At 65.0% G+C, this 17,076-nt stretch carries 17 protein-coding genes; 10 read left to right on the plus strand and 7 right to left on the minus strand.

The genetic code is table 11. The annotated features are described in order from the left end of the window. The first annotated feature begins 178 nt into the window (after positions 1 to 178). From ACZBJS_RS34120 to ACZBJS_RS34140, 5 genes are all read left to right on the plus strand, one after another. A complete protein-coding gene (locus tag ACZBJS_RS34120; RefSeq protein ID WP_316398881.1) occupies positions 179 to 1,699 on the plus strand; it encodes a M81 family metallopeptidase in 1,521 nt (506 codons plus the stop codon). Positions 1,700 to 1,705: 6 nt separating this feature from the next. Further along, positions 1,706 to 2,878, plus strand: coding sequence for a M20 aminoacylase family protein (locus tag ACZBJS_RS34125; RefSeq protein WP_016846360.1), 1,173 nt, complete (start codon positions 1,706 to 1,708; stop codon positions 2,876 to 2,878). After that, positions 2,871 to 4,289 (plus strand): amidase, encoded by a 1,419-nt coding sequence (locus ACZBJS_RS34130; RefSeq protein WP_316398880.1) that lies wholly within the window; start codon positions 2,871 to 2,873, stop codon positions 4,287 to 4,289. Before ACZBJS_RS34125 ends, ACZBJS_RS34130 begins: the two co-directional genes overlap by 8 nt. 141 nt (positions 4,290 to 4,430) lie before the next feature. Further along, complete coding sequence (locus ACZBJS_RS34135) at positions 4,431 to 5,321, plus strand: crotonase/enoyl-CoA hydratase family protein (protein WP_316398879.1); 891 nt, start codon at positions 4,431 to 4,433, stop codon at positions 5,319 to 5,321. Continuing rightward, on the plus strand, positions 5,318 to 6,004 hold the full coding sequence (locus tag ACZBJS_RS34140; RefSeq protein WP_316398878.1) for an alpha/beta hydrolase: 687 nt from the start codon (positions 5,318 to 5,320) through the stop codon (positions 6,002 to 6,004). Before ACZBJS_RS34135 ends, ACZBJS_RS34140 begins: the two co-directional genes overlap by 4 nt. Here the strand turns inward: ACZBJS_RS34140 and ACZBJS_RS34145 are convergent. The 4 genes from ACZBJS_RS34145 to ACZBJS_RS34160 all read right to left on the minus strand — a co-directional run bounded on the left by ACZBJS_RS34145 (position 6,001) and on the right by ACZBJS_RS34160 (position 9,449). Then, a complete protein-coding gene (locus tag ACZBJS_RS34145) occupies positions 6,001 to 6,927 on the minus strand; it encodes a ketopantoate reductase family protein (RefSeq protein ID WP_316398877.1) in 927 nt (308 codons plus the stop codon). The genes ACZBJS_RS34140 and ACZBJS_RS34145 overlap by 4 nt on opposite strands. A gap of 129 nt (positions 6,928 to 7,056) precedes the next feature. Beyond that, the gene (locus tag ACZBJS_RS34150) at positions 7,057 to 8,034 is read right to left on the minus strand and encodes an NADPH:quinone oxidoreductase family protein (protein WP_316398876.1); all 978 of its coding nucleotides are present in this window, start codon (positions 8,032 to 8,034) and stop codon (positions 7,057 to 7,059) included. Further along, on the minus strand, positions 8,034 to 8,645 hold the full coding sequence (locus ACZBJS_RS34155; protein WP_316398875.1) for a 2-hydroxychromene-2-carboxylate isomerase: 612 nt from the start codon (positions 8,643 to 8,645) through the stop codon (positions 8,034 to 8,036). Before ACZBJS_RS34155 ends, ACZBJS_RS34150 begins: the two co-directional genes overlap by 1 nt. A 99-nt stretch (positions 8,646 to 8,744) precedes the next feature. Next, entirely contained in the window at positions 8,745 to 9,449 is a 705-nt protein-coding gene (locus ACZBJS_RS34160) for a glutathione binding-like protein (RefSeq protein ID WP_316398874.1), read from the minus strand. A gap of 99 nt (positions 9,450 to 9,548) precedes the next feature. Here ACZBJS_RS34160 and ACZBJS_RS34165 point away from each other — a divergent pair, with 99 nt between their 5' ends. Then, positions 9,549 to 10,571 carry a methionine synthase gene (locus ACZBJS_RS34165; protein WP_316398873.1) on the plus strand — a complete coding sequence of 341 codons (1,023 nt, stop codon included), beginning with the start codon at positions 9,549 to 9,551 and terminating at the stop codon, positions 10,569 to 10,571. Between the two features lie 16 nt (positions 10,572 to 10,587). Here the strand turns inward: ACZBJS_RS34165 and ACZBJS_RS34170 are convergent, their stop codons facing one another. The 3 genes from ACZBJS_RS34170 to ACZBJS_RS34180 all read right to left on the minus strand — a co-directional run bounded on the left by ACZBJS_RS34170 (position 10,588) and on the right by ACZBJS_RS34180 (position 12,651). Continuing rightward, positions 10,588 to 11,211 (minus strand): hypothetical protein, encoded by a 624-nt coding sequence (locus tag ACZBJS_RS34170; protein WP_057019091.1) that lies wholly within the window; start codon positions 11,209 to 11,211, stop codon positions 10,588 to 10,590. 153 nt (positions 11,212 to 11,364) lie between these two features. Continuing rightward, the gene (gpt, locus tag ACZBJS_RS34175) at positions 11,365 to 11,892 is read right to left on the minus strand and encodes a xanthine phosphoribosyltransferase (RefSeq protein WP_057019092.1); all 528 of its coding nucleotides are present in this window, start codon (positions 11,890 to 11,892) and stop codon (positions 11,365 to 11,367) included. A gap of 6 nt (positions 11,893 to 11,898) precedes the next feature. Then, on the minus strand, positions 11,899 to 12,651 hold the full coding sequence (locus tag ACZBJS_RS34180; RefSeq protein WP_057019093.1) for a competence/damage-inducible protein A: 753 nt from the start codon (positions 12,649 to 12,651) through the stop codon (positions 11,899 to 11,901). Between the two features lie 225 nt (positions 12,652 to 12,876). Between ACZBJS_RS34180 and ACZBJS_RS34185 the strand changes: the two genes are divergently transcribed. From ACZBJS_RS34185 to ACZBJS_RS34200, 4 genes are all read left to right on the plus strand, one after another. Next, positions 12,877 to 14,295, plus strand: coding sequence for a circularly permuted type 2 ATP-grasp protein (locus tag ACZBJS_RS34185; protein ID WP_168856780.1), 1,419 nt, complete (start codon positions 12,877 to 12,879; stop codon positions 14,293 to 14,295). A 170-nt stretch (positions 14,296 to 14,465) separates the two neighbouring features. Next, a complete protein-coding gene (locus ACZBJS_RS34190; protein ID WP_016846373.1) occupies positions 14,466 to 15,410 on the plus strand; it encodes an alpha-E domain-containing protein in 945 nt (314 codons plus the stop codon). Between the two features lie 183 nt (positions 15,411 to 15,593). Then, positions 15,594 to 16,436, plus strand: a complete 843-nt coding sequence (locus ACZBJS_RS34195) for a transglutaminase family protein (protein ID WP_168858053.1) — start codon at positions 15,594 to 15,596, stop codon at positions 16,434 to 16,436. Positions 16,437 to 16,623: 187 nt separating this feature from the next. Further along, entirely contained in the window at positions 16,624 to 17,049 is a 426-nt protein-coding gene (locus ACZBJS_RS34200) for a carboxymuconolactone decarboxylase family protein (RefSeq protein ID WP_076830207.1), read from the plus strand. The last annotated feature ends 27 nt before the right edge of the window (positions 17,050 to 17,076 follow it).

Consider the following 17,076-nt stretch of genomic DNA (forward strand, 5'->3'; position numbering starts at 1 on the left):
ATGCAAATCCGCTGGTGCTCCCCGGCTTGCGCTGGGCGCGACGACACGCTTAACGTCGCGCGCTAGAGCGTGGCCCTGAAGGTGGACGCCGGTCTTCCCCGGAGATCACGCTCCAACCAACGAGATGAGATCATGACGCGCGTCGTTATGATCGAAGAAACGTATCGAGACCGACTTGATGACCCGCATTGCCGTTGGCGGCTTCCTGCACGAGACCAATACCTTCGCACCGACGAAGGCAACCTATGACGATTTCGTGCATGGCGGCGGCTGGCCGTCGATGACGCATGGCGCCGACGTGCTCAAGGTCATGCGCAAGATCAATGTCGGCCTCGCCGGCTTTGTCGAGGCGGCGGAAGCCAATGGCTGGGAGCTGGTGCCGACGATCTTCGCCGCGGCGAGCCCGTCGGCGCATGTCAGCAAGGATGCGTATGAGCGGATCGTGACGGAAATGGTCGACGGCATCGCTGCGGCCGGACCGATCGATGCCGTCTATCTCGACCTGCACGGCGCCATGGTCACCGAGCATTATGACGACGGTGAAGGCGAAACGCTGGCCCGCGTGCGCAAGGCGATCGGCAACGACCTGCCGCTGGTGGCGAGCCTCGATCTGCATGCGAATGTCTCGCCAAAGATGATCGAGCATGCCGATGCGCTGATTGCCTACCGCACCTATCCGCATGTCGACATGGCCGAAACCGGCCGCGCCTGCGCCCGGCATCTGGCGCTGATGCTCAAGTCCAGGCAGCGCTTCGCAAAGGCGTTCCGGCAATTGCCGTTCCTGATCCCGATCAGCTGGCAATGCACCAACGACCAGCCGACCAAAGGCATCTATCAGAAGCTCGCCGCTCTCGAGAGCGACGCGGTGCCGACGCTGTCGTTTGCGCCGGGCTTCCCGGCCGCCGATTTCAGGGATTGCGGGCCGAGCGTATTCGCGTACGGCCGGACCCAGGCCGATGCGGATGCCGCCGCCGACAAGGTCGTCGCCCTGGTCGAGAGCCATGAGGACGATTTCGACGGCCGGATCTATTCGCCCGACGAAGGCGTGCGGCTGGCGATGGAACTGGCGAAATCGGCGAGCCGGCCGATCATCATCGCCGACACCCAGGACAATCCCGGCGCCGGCGGCGATTCCGACACCACCGGCATGCTGCGCGCGCTGGTGCGCAACAAGGCGAGTGCCGCAACCGGCGTGATCTACGACCCGCAATCCGCGAAGGCCGCGCACACCGCCGGGGTCGGGGCATCAGTCACGCTCGAGCTCGGTGGCAAGTCCGGCATTCCCGGCGACGCGCCATACCGGGAGACTTTTGTCGTCGAGCAGCTCTCGGATGGAAAATTCGTGGCTCCCGGTCCCTATTTCGGCGGCCGCGACATGGACATGGGCCCCTCGGCCTGCCTGCGGGTCGGCAACGTGCGCGTCGTGGTCGGCTCCTACAAGGCCCAGCTTGCCGACCAGGCGATGTACCGCTATGTCGGCATCGAGCCGACGGCACAGAAGATTTTGGTCAACAAGAGCTCGGTGCATTTCCGCGCCGATTTCGAGCCGATCGCCGAGAAGCTCTTGATCTGCGCCGCCCCCGGCGCGATGCCCGCCGATACCGCCACGCTGCCGTGGAAACATTTGCGTCCCGGCATTCGTATCAAGCCGAACGGCCCTACTTTCACACCCACCTCCCCATCACGCACAAACGGATAGAGAGCCATGCCGACCATTGAGCGCATCGACAGTTTTGCCGACGAACTCACCGCCATCAGACGGGATCTGCATGCACATCCCGAGATCGGCTTCGAGGAGGTCCGCACCTCGGGCATCGTCGCCGACAAGCTGACGAGCTGGGGCATCGAGGTGCATCGCGGCCTCGGCGGCACCGGCGTTGTCGGTGTGCTCAAGGGCAAGGGCAACGGCACCAAGAAGATCGGCCTGCGCGCCGACATGGACGCGCTGCCGATGGAAGAGAACACCAATTTGAAGTGGCGTTCGACCATTCCCGGCCGCTTCCACGGCTGCGGCCATGACGGCCACACCACGATGCTGCTCGGCTCGGCGCGCTATCTCGCCGAGACCCGCAATTTCGACGGCACCGTGCATTTCATCTTCCAGCCGGCCGAGGAAGGCCTCGGCGGCGCCCGCGCCATGATCAAGGACGGCCTGTTCAAGCAGTTCCCCTGCGACGAGGTCTATGGCCTGCACAACGCGCCGGACCTCAACCATGGCGAGATCGCGATCCTGCCGGGCCCGGCAATGGCCGCAGCCGACTTCTTCGACATCAGGATCCAGGGCTACGGCGCGCATGGCGCGATGCCGGAGCGCTCCAAGGACGCGGTCGTGATCGCAATGACGCTCGGACAGGCGTTGCAGTCGATCGTCAGCCGCAACGTCGATCCGCTGCAGGCTGCGGTGCTGTCGATCACGCAGATCCATTCCGGGTCGGCGTACAACGTCATTCCCGGCGAAGCCTGGATGTGCGGCACGGTGCGCTGCTTCTCCGACGAGATTCGTGAGCTGATCCGCAAGCGCATGCGCGAAATCTCCGCCGGCTTTGCGGCGGCATATGGCGCCGAAATCTCGGTCGAGATCCGCGACGGCTTCAGCGTGCTGGTGAATCAGGAAGAGCAGTCCCGCGTGGTCGAGGAAGTCGCGCGCACCGTCGTCGACCCCGCCAAGGTCATCACGCGCTCGACGCCGAAGATGGGCAGCGAGGATTTCGCCGACATGATGCAGGCCATTCCCGGCGCGTATTTCTGGGTCGGCCATGACGGCTCCGTGCCCGTTCACAATCCCGGTTACGTTCTCGACGACAAGATCCTGCCGATCGGCGCCAGCATGTTCGCCCGCATCATCGAGAAACGCATGCCGGCAGGTGCGCATGCATAAGCCCAAAGGGGACGCCATCACGTCGCTGCACGATCTCTCCGCCGTCGACCTGCTCGCCGGCTATCGTGCCAAGCAGTTCTCGCCGTCCGAGGTGCTGGAGGAAATCATTTCCCAGGTCGCGACCTGGGAGCCGCACATCAAGGCGCTGTATTTGTACGACCCGGAAGGGGCGCGGAAGGTCGCCAGGACCTCGACCGAGCGCTGGCAACAGGCCGAGCCGGCGGGCACGCTCGATGGCGTTCCCGCCACCATCAAGGACAATGTCGCGACCAAGGGGCAGCCGACGCCGCTGGGCGCGGCGAGCGTCAAGCTGGCGCCCGCGGAGAAGGATGCACCGCCCGCCGCGCGGCTGCGCGAGGCCGGCTGCGTGATCTTCTCCAAGACCACGATGCCGGACTACGGCATGCTGTCGTCGGGCCTGTCCTCGTTCCATCCCCTGACCCGCAATCCCTGGGATGTCAGCAAGAACCCCGGCGGCTCGAGCGCCGGCGCGGGCGCGGCAGGTGCTGCCGGCTACGGTCCCTTGCATCTCGGCACCGATATCGGCGGCTCGGTGCGGCTGCCGGCCAACTGGTGCGGCCTCGTCGCATTGAAACCGAGCCTCGGCCGCGTGCCGATCGACCCGCCCTATGTCGGCCGCGTCGCCGGTCCGATGACCCGCACCGTCGACGACGCCGCGCTGATGATGAGCGTATTGTCGCGTCCCGATCGCCGCGACGGCATGAGCCTGCCGGCGCTCGAGGTGAACTGGAAGGCGCTGGAGAAGTCGCCGCGCAAGCTGCGCATCGGGCTGATGCTCGACGCCGGCTCCGGCCAGAAGGTCGAGAAGGAGGTTCGCGAAATCGTCGTCAAGGCGGCGAAGGCGTTCGAATCCGCCGGCGCCGTCATCACCGAGATCGACGGCATCCTGACGCCCGAGATGCTCGAAGGGCTCGACAATTTCTGGCGCGCTAGGACCTGGGACGAGCTGTCGAAACTGTCGCAGGCCGACCGCGGCAAGACCCTGCCCTACATCCTCAACTGGGCAGAAGCCGGCGCAAAGCTCTCCGGCGTCGATGTGGTGCGCGGCTTCAACATGACGATGGCGATCCGCGCGGCCGCCGCGAAATTGTTCTGCGAGGTCGACTACGTGGTCTCGCCGGTATCGCCGGTGGTGAACTTCCCGGCCGAGTTCGCGGCGCCGCTCAACGACCCCGCAAAGCCGTTCGAGCACATCTGCTTTACCGTGCCGTGGAATATGTCGGAGAACCCGGCGCTGTCGATCAACGCCGGCTACGACAAGAAGGGCTTTCCGATCGGCGTCCAGATCATCGGCCGCCGCTTCGACGACATCGGCGTGCTCGGCATGGGCAAGGCGTTCGAAGGCCTGCGCGGCCCGCAGAAGCCGTGGCCCGCGCCGCCGAAGAAGTAAAGCAGCGCCTCAACGCAAGTCGGGATGCGCGGGGCCAAGCCTGCGCATCCCTCTTCTTCACAAGGGATGATTGCCGGGTTAACTGGATGGAGACGCGCGCCAGCGCCGTTCATTCAAGAAAACCGAGAGGAAATCATCCCCATGGCGTATGAGACGATCAAGTACGAGGTCGCCGAGCATATCCTGACCATCACGCTGAACCGGCCCGACAAGCTCAACGCCTTCAACGCCACGATGCAGCGGGAGCTGATCGACGCGTTCGACAAAGCCGACAAGGACGACGATGTCAGGGCCATCATCGTGACAGGTGCGGGCCGCGGCTTCTGCGCCGGCGCCGATCTTTCCTCCGGCGCCAACACGTTCGACCGCGATGCGCGGCGCGGTCCGGTCAAGCGCAATGCCGACGGCAGCGTCGACTACAGCGACCCGCAGGTGCGCGACGGCGGCGGGCAAGTGACGCTGCGCATCTTCAAGTGCCTGAAGCCTGTCATCGCTGCGGTGAACGGCCCGGCGGTCGGAATCGGCGTCACCATGCAGCTTGCGATGGATATCCGCATCGCCTCCGACGCCGCGCGCTTCGGCTTCGTGTTCTCCCAGCGCGGCATCGTGCCGGAGGCCGCATCGAGCTGGTTCCTGCCGCGCATCGTCGGCATCTCGCAGGCGCTGGAATGGTGCTATTCCGGCCGCGTCTTCCCGGCGCAGGAAGCGCTCGCCGGCCGGCTCGTCAGCAAGGTGGTGCCGCCGGACGATCTGCTGCCGACCGCGCGTGCGCTCGCCAAGGAGTTCGCGGCCAAGACCGCGCCGGTGTCGGTGGCGCTGATCCGCCAGATGATGTGGCGCATGATGGGCGCCGACGATCCGATGGAGGCGCACAAGGTCGACAGCCGCGGCATCTATGCCCGCGGCCGCTCCGACGACGTCAAGGAAGGCGTGGTGTCGTTCCTGGAGAAGCGCCCCGCGCAGTTCAAGAACAAGGTGTCGTCGGACATGCCCGATTATTTCCCGTGGTGGCAAGAGCGCGACTATAAGTGAGCGACCGGCGTCAAGCGGCGTCCACACTTGACGGCGTCGTCCTGCTGCACGGCATCAGCAGGACGGCGCGCTCGTTTCGCAGGATGGAGCTGACGCTGAGGGCTGCCGGCTTTGCCACCCTCAATCTCGACTATGACAGCCGGCGCAAGCCACTCGACGTGTTGGCCCAGGACATCCGCCCCTCGCTCGATCGGTTCGCAGAGAGCCTCGACGGCTCCGTGAACTTCGTCTGCCATTCCATGGGCGGGCTTCTGGCGCGCGTCTATCTGGCAAGGCATCGCCCGGCGCGGCTCGGCCGCGTCGTGATGCTGGGCACGCCGAACGGCGGCAGCGAGATCGCCGACCGCCTGAAGAACCTCGCGGCTTATCGCGCCTATTTCGGTCCGGCCGGCCAGCAGCTCGTCACCCGCCGCGATGCCGCGACCAGCGCGCTGCTGCCGCCGATCGACTATTCCGCCGGCATCATTGCCGGCAACCGCTCGGTCTATCCGATCACCTCCATGGCCCTGCCGCGGCCGCATGACGGCCGGGTGTCGGTTACCAACACCAGGCTCGAGGGCATGGCCGATCACATCGTGATCCGCACCTCGCATCCCTGGCTGGTGCGCAACAAGGAAGCGGTCGCGCAGACCATCGCGTTCTTGCAAGAAGGCAAATTCAGCACAAATCGTCAGGTGGACTAGGCGTGGGCGTTACCCATCCTGTGCAGCTTGAGCATGGCATAGACCGCATTGTTGGCTGGCGTAGGAATGCCAAGCGGGCGGGCGAACTCCACCACCTTTCCGGCGAGCCAGTCGAGTTCGAGCCGGTTGCCGCGTTCGAGATCGTGCAGCATGGAAGCCTTGAAGGTGGGCGGCGAGGCTTCCGCGAATCTCATTCGGTCCTCGGCAAAATTCTCCGGAATGGGAACGCCCCTGGCACGGCCGACCGCCACCACCTCGCTCATCAGGCTGTAAAAGAACGCTCGCGTATCCGGGTCGGCCAGGATCGGCCCCAGCGGCTGGCGAGTCGTTGCGGTCGCGCCTGATAGTCCGACGAGGAATACAAATTTCTGCCAGCGCTCGCGGTCAATCCCGTCGGACACCGAGATGTCGATGCCGGCCGCTTGAGCGGCGTCGGCAAAGGCCTTGAGGCCGTCATCGGGCTTACCGTCGGTTCTGCCGCAGACCATGCGCGCGAACTGGCTCGTGTGGGTGACGACGCCAGGCGCGGACAGCACTGTAGCAATGTAGGCACTTCCGGCGACCACATTGTCGGCGCCGAGAATCGGGGCGATCCTCTCGGCGCTATCGACCCCGTTTTGCAGCGGGATCACCCGGGTGCGCGGTCCGACCAGGGGGAGAGACAACCTGGCTGCCGTCTCGCTGTCCCAAAGCTTGACGGCGAACAGCACGATATCGACCGGGCCGACCGTGGCAGGATCATCGGTCACGTTGGGTTCGGGCAAATGAAGATTGCCGAGCACACTCTCGACCTTGAGACCGTTTTTCCTGATCGCCTCGAGGTTGGAGCCGCGTGCGATAAAGAACACGTCGTGCCCTGCCGCAGCCATACGTGCTCCGAAATAACCGCCGAGGGCACCGGCCGCCATCACAGCGATACGCATGTCATATCCTCCCCCCTGCAACGACACTCAGCCGGCAGAGGATATCACGCGACGGACCCGGGTTCGATTCCCTGAACGTCAGGCCCATCGCGTCATTTGGTTGCACTGTAGAATTTGGACGCTGTGGATTCACGGCCTCGTCAGCAGCGCCACACGCCCGATCGCCTTGCGCTCGATCAACAGCCGCATAGCCTTCGCATAGTCTTCCAGCGGCAGCCGATGCGAGATATTCGGCCGCACCCGGCCGGCCTCGGCCCATTCGCTCAGCGCCTTGAACCTGACCTCGCCGAGCGCGGGATCCTTGCGCACCGCCTCGCCGGCGCGAACGCCGAGCACGCTCGCGCCCTTGATCATCAACAGATTGGTGCGGGCAAGACCGATGCCGCCGGTGAAGCCGACGACGAGAATCCGCGCGCCCCAGTTGATGCAGCGCATCGAGTTCTCGAACACCTCGCCGCCGACAGGATCGAACACGACATCGGCGCCGCGACCGTCGGTGAGGCGCTTGACCGCATCGCGGAACGGCTCGCGCGCATAGAGCACGAGATGGTCCGCGCCGCGCGCCTTGGCGATCGCAAGCTTGTCCTCGCTCGAAGCCGCGGCGATCACGGTGGCGCCGAGCAGCTTGCCGATCTCGACCGCGGCAAGTCCGACGCCGCCGCCGGCGCCATGCACCAGCAGCACCTCGCCCGGCCTGATCTGCCCGCGATCGATCAGCGCATGATAGGCGGTGCCGTGCGCGGCCAGGAAAGTCGCGCCTTCCGCGTAGTCGAAAGTCGACGGCACCGGCACGAGCTGCGACGGCGTTGCAACCGTCTCGTCGCAATAGGCGCCGAAGCGCATCTTGACGATCACCTTGTCGCCGACGGCGACACCGGATGCTCCATTGACCTCGACGACGTCGCCGGCGGCTTCCGACCCCGGCGTGAACGGCAGCGGCGGCTTGAGCTGGTACTCGCCCGCGGCCATCAGGATGTCGGGAAAGTTGATCCCGGCGGCCCGGATCGCAACCCGCACCTGGCCCGGCTGCAAGGGCACCGAGGCAAAGTTCTCGAGCTGCAGACGCTCGGGCGGGCCGAGCCCGCGGCAAACGACGGCTTTCGGCATCAGGCGGCCCGCGCCTTGAGGCGTGCCAGCGCCTCGCGGATCAGCGGCAAGCGGTCGTTGCCAAAATACATGTCGGTCTTGTCGAGATAGATCGTCGGCGAGCCGAAGCCGCCGCGCGCCATCACCTCCTCGGTGTTGGCCTTGAGTTGATCCTTGATCGCCTGGTCGCCGATGCCGGCAAGGAATTGCGCCGGATCGATCCCGAGTTTGGTGCAGATCTCGGTCAGCACCGCATCCTGCGAGATGTCCTTGTCGTCACCCCAATAGGCCTCGAACACCGCGCGTGCGAACGGCACCATCTTCTCGTTGCCGAGAAGGATGCAGCCGCGCATCGCCTTGACGCTGTTCACCGGGAATACGGTCGGCGGCATCTTGATCGCAAGGCCGGCCGAACGCGCCCAGTCGGCGAGATCCTTCTTCATGTAGCGCGCCTTCAGCGGCACCGGCTTCTCGCGCTGCGCGTAGACCGACGGATTGACGGTGTTGAAGATGCCGCCGACCAGGATCGGCCGCCAGGCGATCGGAGCGTCGAACTCCTTCGCGATCGGCTGGATGTTGTGCCAGGCGAGATAGGTCCACGGACTGGAGCAGTCGAAGAAGAATTCGATCATGGCGTTTCCCTTTGTCTTTTCCACATTCATTCTCGTCATTCCGGGATGCACCGCAAGGCGCAGGGCTCGCGACTGTGTCGCGCCGCGGAATAACGGGCATCATTTCTTCTCGACCAATTCCTTCGCACGCTGGCCAAACATGTTCTTGCGTGATTCCTCGTCAAACGGCTCCTTGACGAATTTTCCGATCGCAAGCCCCGCCTGCACCTGCGGGCGGGCGCGCACGGTGGCGTACCAGCGCTTGATGTTCGGGAAATCGTCGAGGGTAAAACCCTGCGCCTTGTGGGTCATGGTCCAGGGGAAGCAGGCGATGTCGGCGATCGAATAGTCGTCGCCGGCGATATAGGCGCCGGTCCTGCCGAGCTGGCGGTCGAGCACGCCATAGAGCCGCGCGGTCTCGTCGCGGTAGCGCTCGATCGCGTAGGGAATCTTCTCGGCCGCATAGAGCGCGAAATGGCCGTGCTGGCCGAGCATCGGCCCGAGGCCGCCGATTTGCCACATCACCCATTGGATGACGTTCGACCGCGCACGTAGCTCCCTGGACAGGAAACGGCCGGCCTTGTCGGCGAGATAGATCAGGATCGCGCCGGTCTCGAACACCGAGAACGGCCCGCCGCCGTCGGCAGGCGCATGGTCGACGATGGCGGGGATCCGGTTGTTCGGGCTGATCGCCAGGAATTCGGGCCGAAACTGCTCGCCGGCGCGGATGTTCACCGGGATCACCTTGTAGGGCAGCCCCAGTTCCTCCAGCATGATCGAGATCTTCCAGCCGTTCGGCGTCGGCGCGTAGTGCAGATCGATCATCGGCGTTCTATTCCCCGTCACAAAGACTTTTGTTGTTCTGTACCTCCACCTTAGGACATGGCACACAAGCGCTCAATCAGAACCCAACAGGAGGCACCCATGCTGTTTCCAACCACGATCGCAGGCTCGCTGCCGAAGCCGGAATGGCTGGCGGAGCCGAACATGCTGTGGGCACCCTGGAAGTCGGAGGGCACCGAGCTCGCCCGCGCCAAGCGCGATGCCACGGTGCTTGCGGTCAAGCTGCAGGAAGATGCCGGCGTCGACATCGTCACCGAGGGCGAGCAGGCGCGCCAGCATTTCGTGCACGGCTTCCTGGAGCGGATCGAGGGCATCGATTTCGCCCACAAGGTCGAGATGGGCATCCGCAAGGACCGCTATAAGGCGATGGTCCCGCAGGTGGTCGCACCGCTGCAGCTCAAGGGGCGCGTCCACGAGAGCGAGGCCCGTGCGGCCCGCGCGCACACCAAGAACCGGCTGAAATTCACCATGCCCGGCCCGATGACGATCATCGATACCATCGCCGACAAGTATTACGGCGATCGCGTGAAGATGGCCTTCGCTTTCGCCGAGCTTTTGAATCAGGAGGCGAAGGCGTTGCAGGCCGACGGCGTCGACATGATCCAGTTCGACGAGCCCGCCTTCAACGTCTACATGGACCAAGTGCGCGACTGGGGCATCAAGGCGCTGGAGCGCGCCGCCGAAGGTCTGACCTGCGCCACCGCCGTGCACATCTGCTACGGCTACGGCATCAAGGCCAACACCGACTGGAAGCAGACGCTTGGCGGCGAGTGGCGGCAATACGAGGAGACGTTTCCCGTCATCGACAAGAGCACGATCCAGCAGGTCGCGATCGAATGCCGCAACTCGAAGGTGCCGATCGAACTGCTGGCGGCACTCCCCGGCAAGATCGTGCAGGCCGGCGTGATCGACGTCGCCAGCGACGAGATCGAAACCGCGGAGGACGTCGTCAAGGTGATCGAGGCGGTCGCGAAGCACGTGCCGAAGGGCAACATCATCGCGACCACCAATTGCGGCATGGCGCCGATGCGGCGGGACATCGCGGAAGCCAAGCTGATCGCGCTGGGCGCCGGTGCCAAGCTGGCGCGGCAGCGGCTGGCGTAAGGATGACGCCGGCCAATCAACCCAGAACGGCCATCGCGCTCGGATGCAACACCGGCCGGTAGCCGGCCTGGAAGGCGCGCAACGTCGATGGCGGCGTCAGCAGCATGGCCGGCTCGGGTACGTCGGCCCGGCTGTAACCGGCGAACGACCAGCGCAACGTGGCGCCGTCGGCGACGAGGTAGCTCTCCCCGCTCGCCTGCACCATCGTCCCGTCGGGCAAGTCGCGCAATCGCATCGGCAGCGGATGCAGCCGCTTCTTGCCGCGGTCGAGCCGCTCGGCGTGCAGCACCGCATCCATCGCCTTGGCGCTGAGATCGCTTACGCCGTTGCCCTGCTCCCAGCAGCTGCGAAACCGCTTGGCATCGTCACGGCGGCAGTAGAAGCAGGGCCGGTGTCCGGCCGCGAACGCGGTGGCCTCATCGAGGAAGAACAGCTCGGTCCAGCTCTGCCGGCTCATCACCTCGCGCCGCCGTCCCCTGAACTCGCAGACGCAGGTGAGCCACGCCGGGCTCGACCAGCGCTTGTTCAGCAGCGTGCGCGTCGCCGGATCGTGGATGATGCCGCGATTGCCGGTGAAGGTGCCGCGATGGTCGGTCGCGACGATGTCGCCGGTGGGCGTGACGCGGTTTTGCAGGGGCATGTTTCTTACTTCCCCCTCGCCCCGCTCTTGCGGGGAGAGGGTTGGGGTGAGGGGCTTGTCCGCAAAGATAGTGAGAGATGAACTCGCGGTGACTCCCCCTCACCCGATCGCTCCGCGATCGACCTCTCCCCGCAAGCGGGGCGAGGTGACTCCTCACGCCGCCCCGTCGCGGATCGGCGGCTGGAACGACAGCGCGGTATCCCAGGGAAAGTAGATCCAGGTGTCCTGCGACACCTCGGTGATGTAGGTGTCGACCAGCGGCCGGCCCTTCGGCTTGGCGTACACGGTCGCGAAATGCGCATCGGGCAGCAATTGGCGCACCAGCCTGCCGGTCTTGCCGGTATCGACGAGGTCGTCGACGATCAAGAGCCCCTTGCCGGTGCCGCCGCCGAGCTTGGCAGTCTGCTCCGAAATGCCCTTGAGCACTTTCAGGTCGCCCTGCTTGTCGTGGTCGTAGCTGGCGACGCAGACGGTATCGATCACCCGCAAGCCGAGCTCGCGCGCCACGATCGCCGCGGGCACCAGCCCGCCGCGGGTGATCGCGATCACCGCTTGGAACGGGCCGACCTCATTGAGCCGCCAGGTCAGCGCCCGGCAGTCCCGATGGAATTGATCCCACGAGACCGGAAACGGCCTGCCGGCTCGCTCCTGTGCACTCGGTTCGGAATTTCGTTCAGCCATATCGTCTCAACCCGCCGGCTTCTTCTGCGCGGCCTGCACTTGCTTCAGCATCTCCTTCACCGCGATCATCGCCGCGGCGAGCTTTTCCGGATCGCGCGAGCGGACCACGAGATTGGTGTTCGGCTTCTGGTTCTCGTCCTGGAACGGATAGCTGCCGATGATGGTGTCGGGATTGGCTTCCGCGATCGCCCGCAGCGGGCCGCCGATGTCGCCTTCCCGCGCATCGGCCCTGACCGAATCCGACAGCATCCGCACGCCGGACTTCAGGGTCGGCGCCACGATGTCCATCATCGCCTGCATGATGCTGGGGATGCCGGCCATCACGATGACATTGCCGAGCTTGAAGCCCGGCGCCAGGATGGTCGCGCTCTGGATCAGCTCGGCGCCGTCGGGCACCCGGGCCATCCGCAGCCGCGCCTCGTTGAGGTCCTGCTCGCTCCAGCGCTCCCTGAACCGCGCCACCACCTCGGGGTGATGATGGATATCGACCCCGAACGCCTTCGCCACGCTGTCGGCGGTGATGTCGTCATGGGTCGGCCCGATGCCGCCGGTGGTGAACACGTAAGCGTACCTATGCCGCAGCGCATCAAGGGCGGAGACGATGTCGGCCTCGTCATCGGCGACGACGCGGACTTCCTTCAGGTCGATGCCGATGTTGGTCAGGTATTCGGCGATGAAGCCGATGTTCTTGTCCTTGGTCCGGCCGGACAGGATCTCGTCGCCGATCACCAATATCCCCGCCGTGACGATCTCGCTCATGGTCTCATTCCCTAACTTGATCCCCTGACATTGCCGATCCAATGCCTTGATGTCACGGGGTTTTGCCGCCGAATTAAGCAGACCTCAGCCGGTTTTTCGGGCAGGCCTTCCACCTCACCCATAGCAAATGCCGCAAGCCAATGCATATCGCGCTGGCCCGCCCCTTGCTACCATCCCATCAAGTCATGCACTGTGTCACAGGGCTTGGGAGGGCAGTCGGGCTATATGGCAGTCGCGTTCGACGAGATGAATGGCCTCGGCGAGGATCTCCGCCCGGCCTACCAGGAGCTCTCCCGCTGGCTCAAAGAGACGCCGCCGGATGCGCTCGAATATCGACGCCAGGAAGCGGAGCTGCTGTTCCGCCGGATCGGCATCACCTTCGCGGTCTATGGCGATGCCGAGGCCCAGGAGCGGCTGATCCCGTTCGACGTCATCCCCCGCATCATGTCGGCGACCGAATGGACGCTGCTGGAGAAGGGCCTCAAGCAGCGCGTACTCGCGCTCAACATGTTCTTGAAAGACATCTATCACGGCCGCGACATCCTGCGCGCCAACGTCATCCCCGAGGACCTGATCTTCCAGAACCCGGTGTTCCGGCCGGAGATGAACGGCCAGGACGTGCCGCACGACATCTACGTCCACATCGCCGGCATCGACATCATCCGCACCGATCCCGACAATTTCATCGTGCTGGAGGACAATGCGCGCACGCCATCCGGCGTGTCCTACATGCTGGAAAACCGCGAGATCATGATGAGGTTGTTTCCGGACCTGTTCGCGCGGCACCGCGTCGCGCCGGTGGACCGTTATCCGGACGAGCTGCTGTCGGCGCTGCGGTCGGTGGCGCCGCACAGCGCCTCCGCCGAGCCGACAGTCGCGCTGATGACGCCCGGCGTCTACAACTCGGCCTATTACGAGCACTCCTTCCTCGCCGACAAGCTCGGCATCGAACTGGTCGAGGGGCGCGACCTCATCGTCAAGAACGACGAGGTGTTCATGCGCACCACCGAGGGGCTGAAGCGGGTCGACGTGATCTACCGCCGCGTCGACGACGATTTTCTCGATCCCCTCACCTTCCGGCCGGACTCCGCGCTCGGCGTCCCCGGGCTGATGTCGGCCTACGCCGCCGGCAACATCACGCTCGCCAATGCAGTCGGCACCGGCATCGCCGACGACAAGGCGATCTATTCCTACATGCCGGACATCGTAAAATTCTATCTCAGCGAGGAGCCGATCCTGAAGAACGTGCAGACCTGGCGCTGCCGCGAACCGCAGGATCTGTCCTATGTGCTCGACAACCTCGCCGACCTCGTCGTCAAGGAGGTGCACGGCTCGGGCGGCTACGGCATGCTGATCGGCCCCGCCGCCACCAAGGCGACGATCGAGGCGTTCCGCGACAAGCTCAAGCGCGAGCCGGAAGGCTTCATCGCCCAGCCGACGCTGGCGCTGTCGACCTGCCCGACCTGCACCGACAAGGGGCTGGCGCCGCGTCATGTCGACCTCCGCCCGTTCGTGCTGACCGGCTCCAGCCACACCACCATCGTGCCCGGCGGGCTGACCCGCGTCGCGCTAAAGGAAGGCTCGCTCGTCGTCAATTCGAGCCAGGGCGGCGGCACCAAAGACACCTGGATACTGAGTGAGTGATTTGAAGCCAAACGCGCTGCGCGAGCCCTCCCTCCCCCTGCAAGGGGGAGGGTCGGGGTGGGGGTCGGCCGCATACGCCGAATGGAGAGAAAACCCCCACTCGCCGCTGCGCGTCGACTTCCCCCTTTCAGGGGGAGGTGAAACACGTTTCGCCTTGTAGGGACTATCGCATGCTGTCGCGCACCGCCGAAAACCTGTTCTGGCTGGCCCGTTATGTCGAACGCGCCGAATATTTGGCGCGCACCATCGATGCGACGTTGCGCGTCACCGCGCTGCCCGCGGCCTATGTCGGCAAGACCAATGAGTGGGATTCCGCACTGCTCACCGCCGGCGTCGGCGCAAGCTTCTACGATCACTATGAGGAAGCCGACGAGCGGAACGTCATCGAGTATCTCTCCTTCTCGTCGGAAAATCCGTCCTCGATCAAGAACTGCATCGAGGCGGCGCGGCTCAATTCACGCTCGGTACGGACAGCGCTGACGTCGGAGATGTGGGACACCATCAATTCGGCGTGGATCGAGCTGCAGGCGGTCTGGAACAAGGGTCCCGCCAACCGCGAGGAGCTCGCCAAATTCCTGCGCTTCGTACAGGAGACCTCGCTGCGCTTCGACGGCTCGGCCTACCGCACCATGTTGCGCAACGACGCCTACTGGTTCTCGCGGCTCGGGGTCCATCTCGAGCGCGCCGACAATACCGCGCGGATTCTCGACGTGAAGTATCACATGCTGTTACCCGAGGAGGAGCATGTCGGCGGCCCGCTGGATTACTACCAGTGGACCTCGATTCTGCGCTCGGTGTCGGCAACGACCGCCTATCACTGGGTCTACCGGGAAACCCTGAAGCCCTGGCTGATCGCCGACCTGTTGATCCTCAACGATACGCTGCCGCGCTCGCTTGCGAGCTGCTACAGCAACCTCGTGCGCAACCTCGACCAGATCGGCGTCGCCTATGGCCGCCAGGGCGCCTCGCAACGCCATGCCCGCGGCATCAGGAACCGGCTCGAGCACAGCAACATGGACGATATCTTCCAGCACGGCGTGCACGAATTCATCCAGGAGTTCATCGCGGACAACTCACGGCTCGGTGAGATCATCACCAAGCAGTACCTGATCTGACCGGTTTTGAGGCAAAATCTCGTCATGGCCGGGCAAAAGCGCGAAGCGCGTCTTTCGTGACGTAGGTGACCGCCATCGACATCTTGCTTTCGCGGCCGATTAGGAAGAAACACGTGGGTGCCCGGGAAGGGTCCGGGCATGACACTCCTGCCCTGAAAAAACCGATTGAACACCGGTTGAGCCATGCGCCTGCGGATAGCCCACACCACCACCTATCGTTACGAGCCGGCGGCCTCGGGCGTGATCCAGATTCTGCGGATGACGCCCGGCAGCCATGACGGCCAGTATGTCGCGGATTGGCAGATCGACGTCTCGACCGATTCCCGGCTCGACACCCATGAGGACGCCTTCGGCAACGTCACCCATGTGCTGACGCACGGCTCGATCGCCGACCTCACGATCCATTGCGAGGGCCTGATCGAGACCCAGGATACCGGCGGCGTGCTGCGCGGCAGCGACGAGCGGTTTCCGCCGAGCCTGTTCCTGCGTCCCACACCGCTGACCGATCTCAACCCGGCAATGACGGCCATCGTGCGCGAGCTGCGCGCGGAAGCCGGCGCCGACGTGCTCGGTTTCCTGCACGCGCTGATGGTGCAGATCTACGAGCACATGACCTTCGACGAGGACCCGACCAACAGCGCCACCTCGGCCGCCGAGGCGTTCGCGCTGAAGCGCGGCGTCTGCCAGGACTACGCGCACATCCTGATCGCCTGCGCGCGCGCCGGCGGCGTTCCGGCGCGGTTCGTCTCCGGCCACTTCCTGCGCTCCGACGGCATGGTCAACCAGCAGGCCGGCCACGCCTGGGCCGAGGCCTTCGTGCCCGATCTCGGCTGGATCGGCTTCGACGCCGCCAACGGCATCTGCACCACCGACGCCCATGCCCGCGTCGCGATCGGCCTCGACTATCTCGGCGCCGCCCCGGTCCGCGGCACCCGCTATGGCGGCGGCAACGAGACGCTGACGGTCGCGGTCAAGGTCGACCAGGCCGGCCGCCCCGGACAGTGGCAGAGCCAGACGCAGTCGTAGCGCTGATCCCTCTCCGCGTCCGTCATTGCGAGCCAACGGGTCGCGCGAACGCGCGCCCGATGACAGGCTCCGGGAAGCAATCCATCTGATCGCTTGCGGAGGCATGGATTGCTTCGCCGCTTCGCTCCTCGCAATGTCCGCAGGGGTGCTATGATCGCTGCTTCAAACCACACCAGCGGGACAAGCAATGGCCACCGTAAAACTGCTTTCCGACGACGAGCTCTCGGCGGAAGCACGCGCCGTCTTCGACGACATCCGCAAGACGCGGAACTCGGACTTCGTCAACAATTTCTGGCGCGCGCTGGCGCATGATCCGAAGACCCTGCGGCGGACCTGGGAGAGCATCAAGGAGGTGATGGCACCCGGCGCACTCGACCCGAAGGTCAAGGAGATGCTCTACGTCGCCGTCTCGGTGGCCCACGGCTGCAGCTATTGCATTCACTCGCACACCGCGAGCGCCCGCGCCAAGGGCATGACCGACGCCGAATATCAGGAAATGCTGGCAATCGTCGGCATGGCCGCCGAGACCAACCGGCTGGTCACGGCGCTCGGCGTGCCGGTCGACGAGGCCTTCCTCGTCGATGCACCTGCGGGACGAAGCCAGGAGCCGTGACGCTCCTGCCTGTCTCGCGGATGAGTG

The organism is Bradyrhizobium sp. KZN70725 (genome assembly GCF_055264925.1).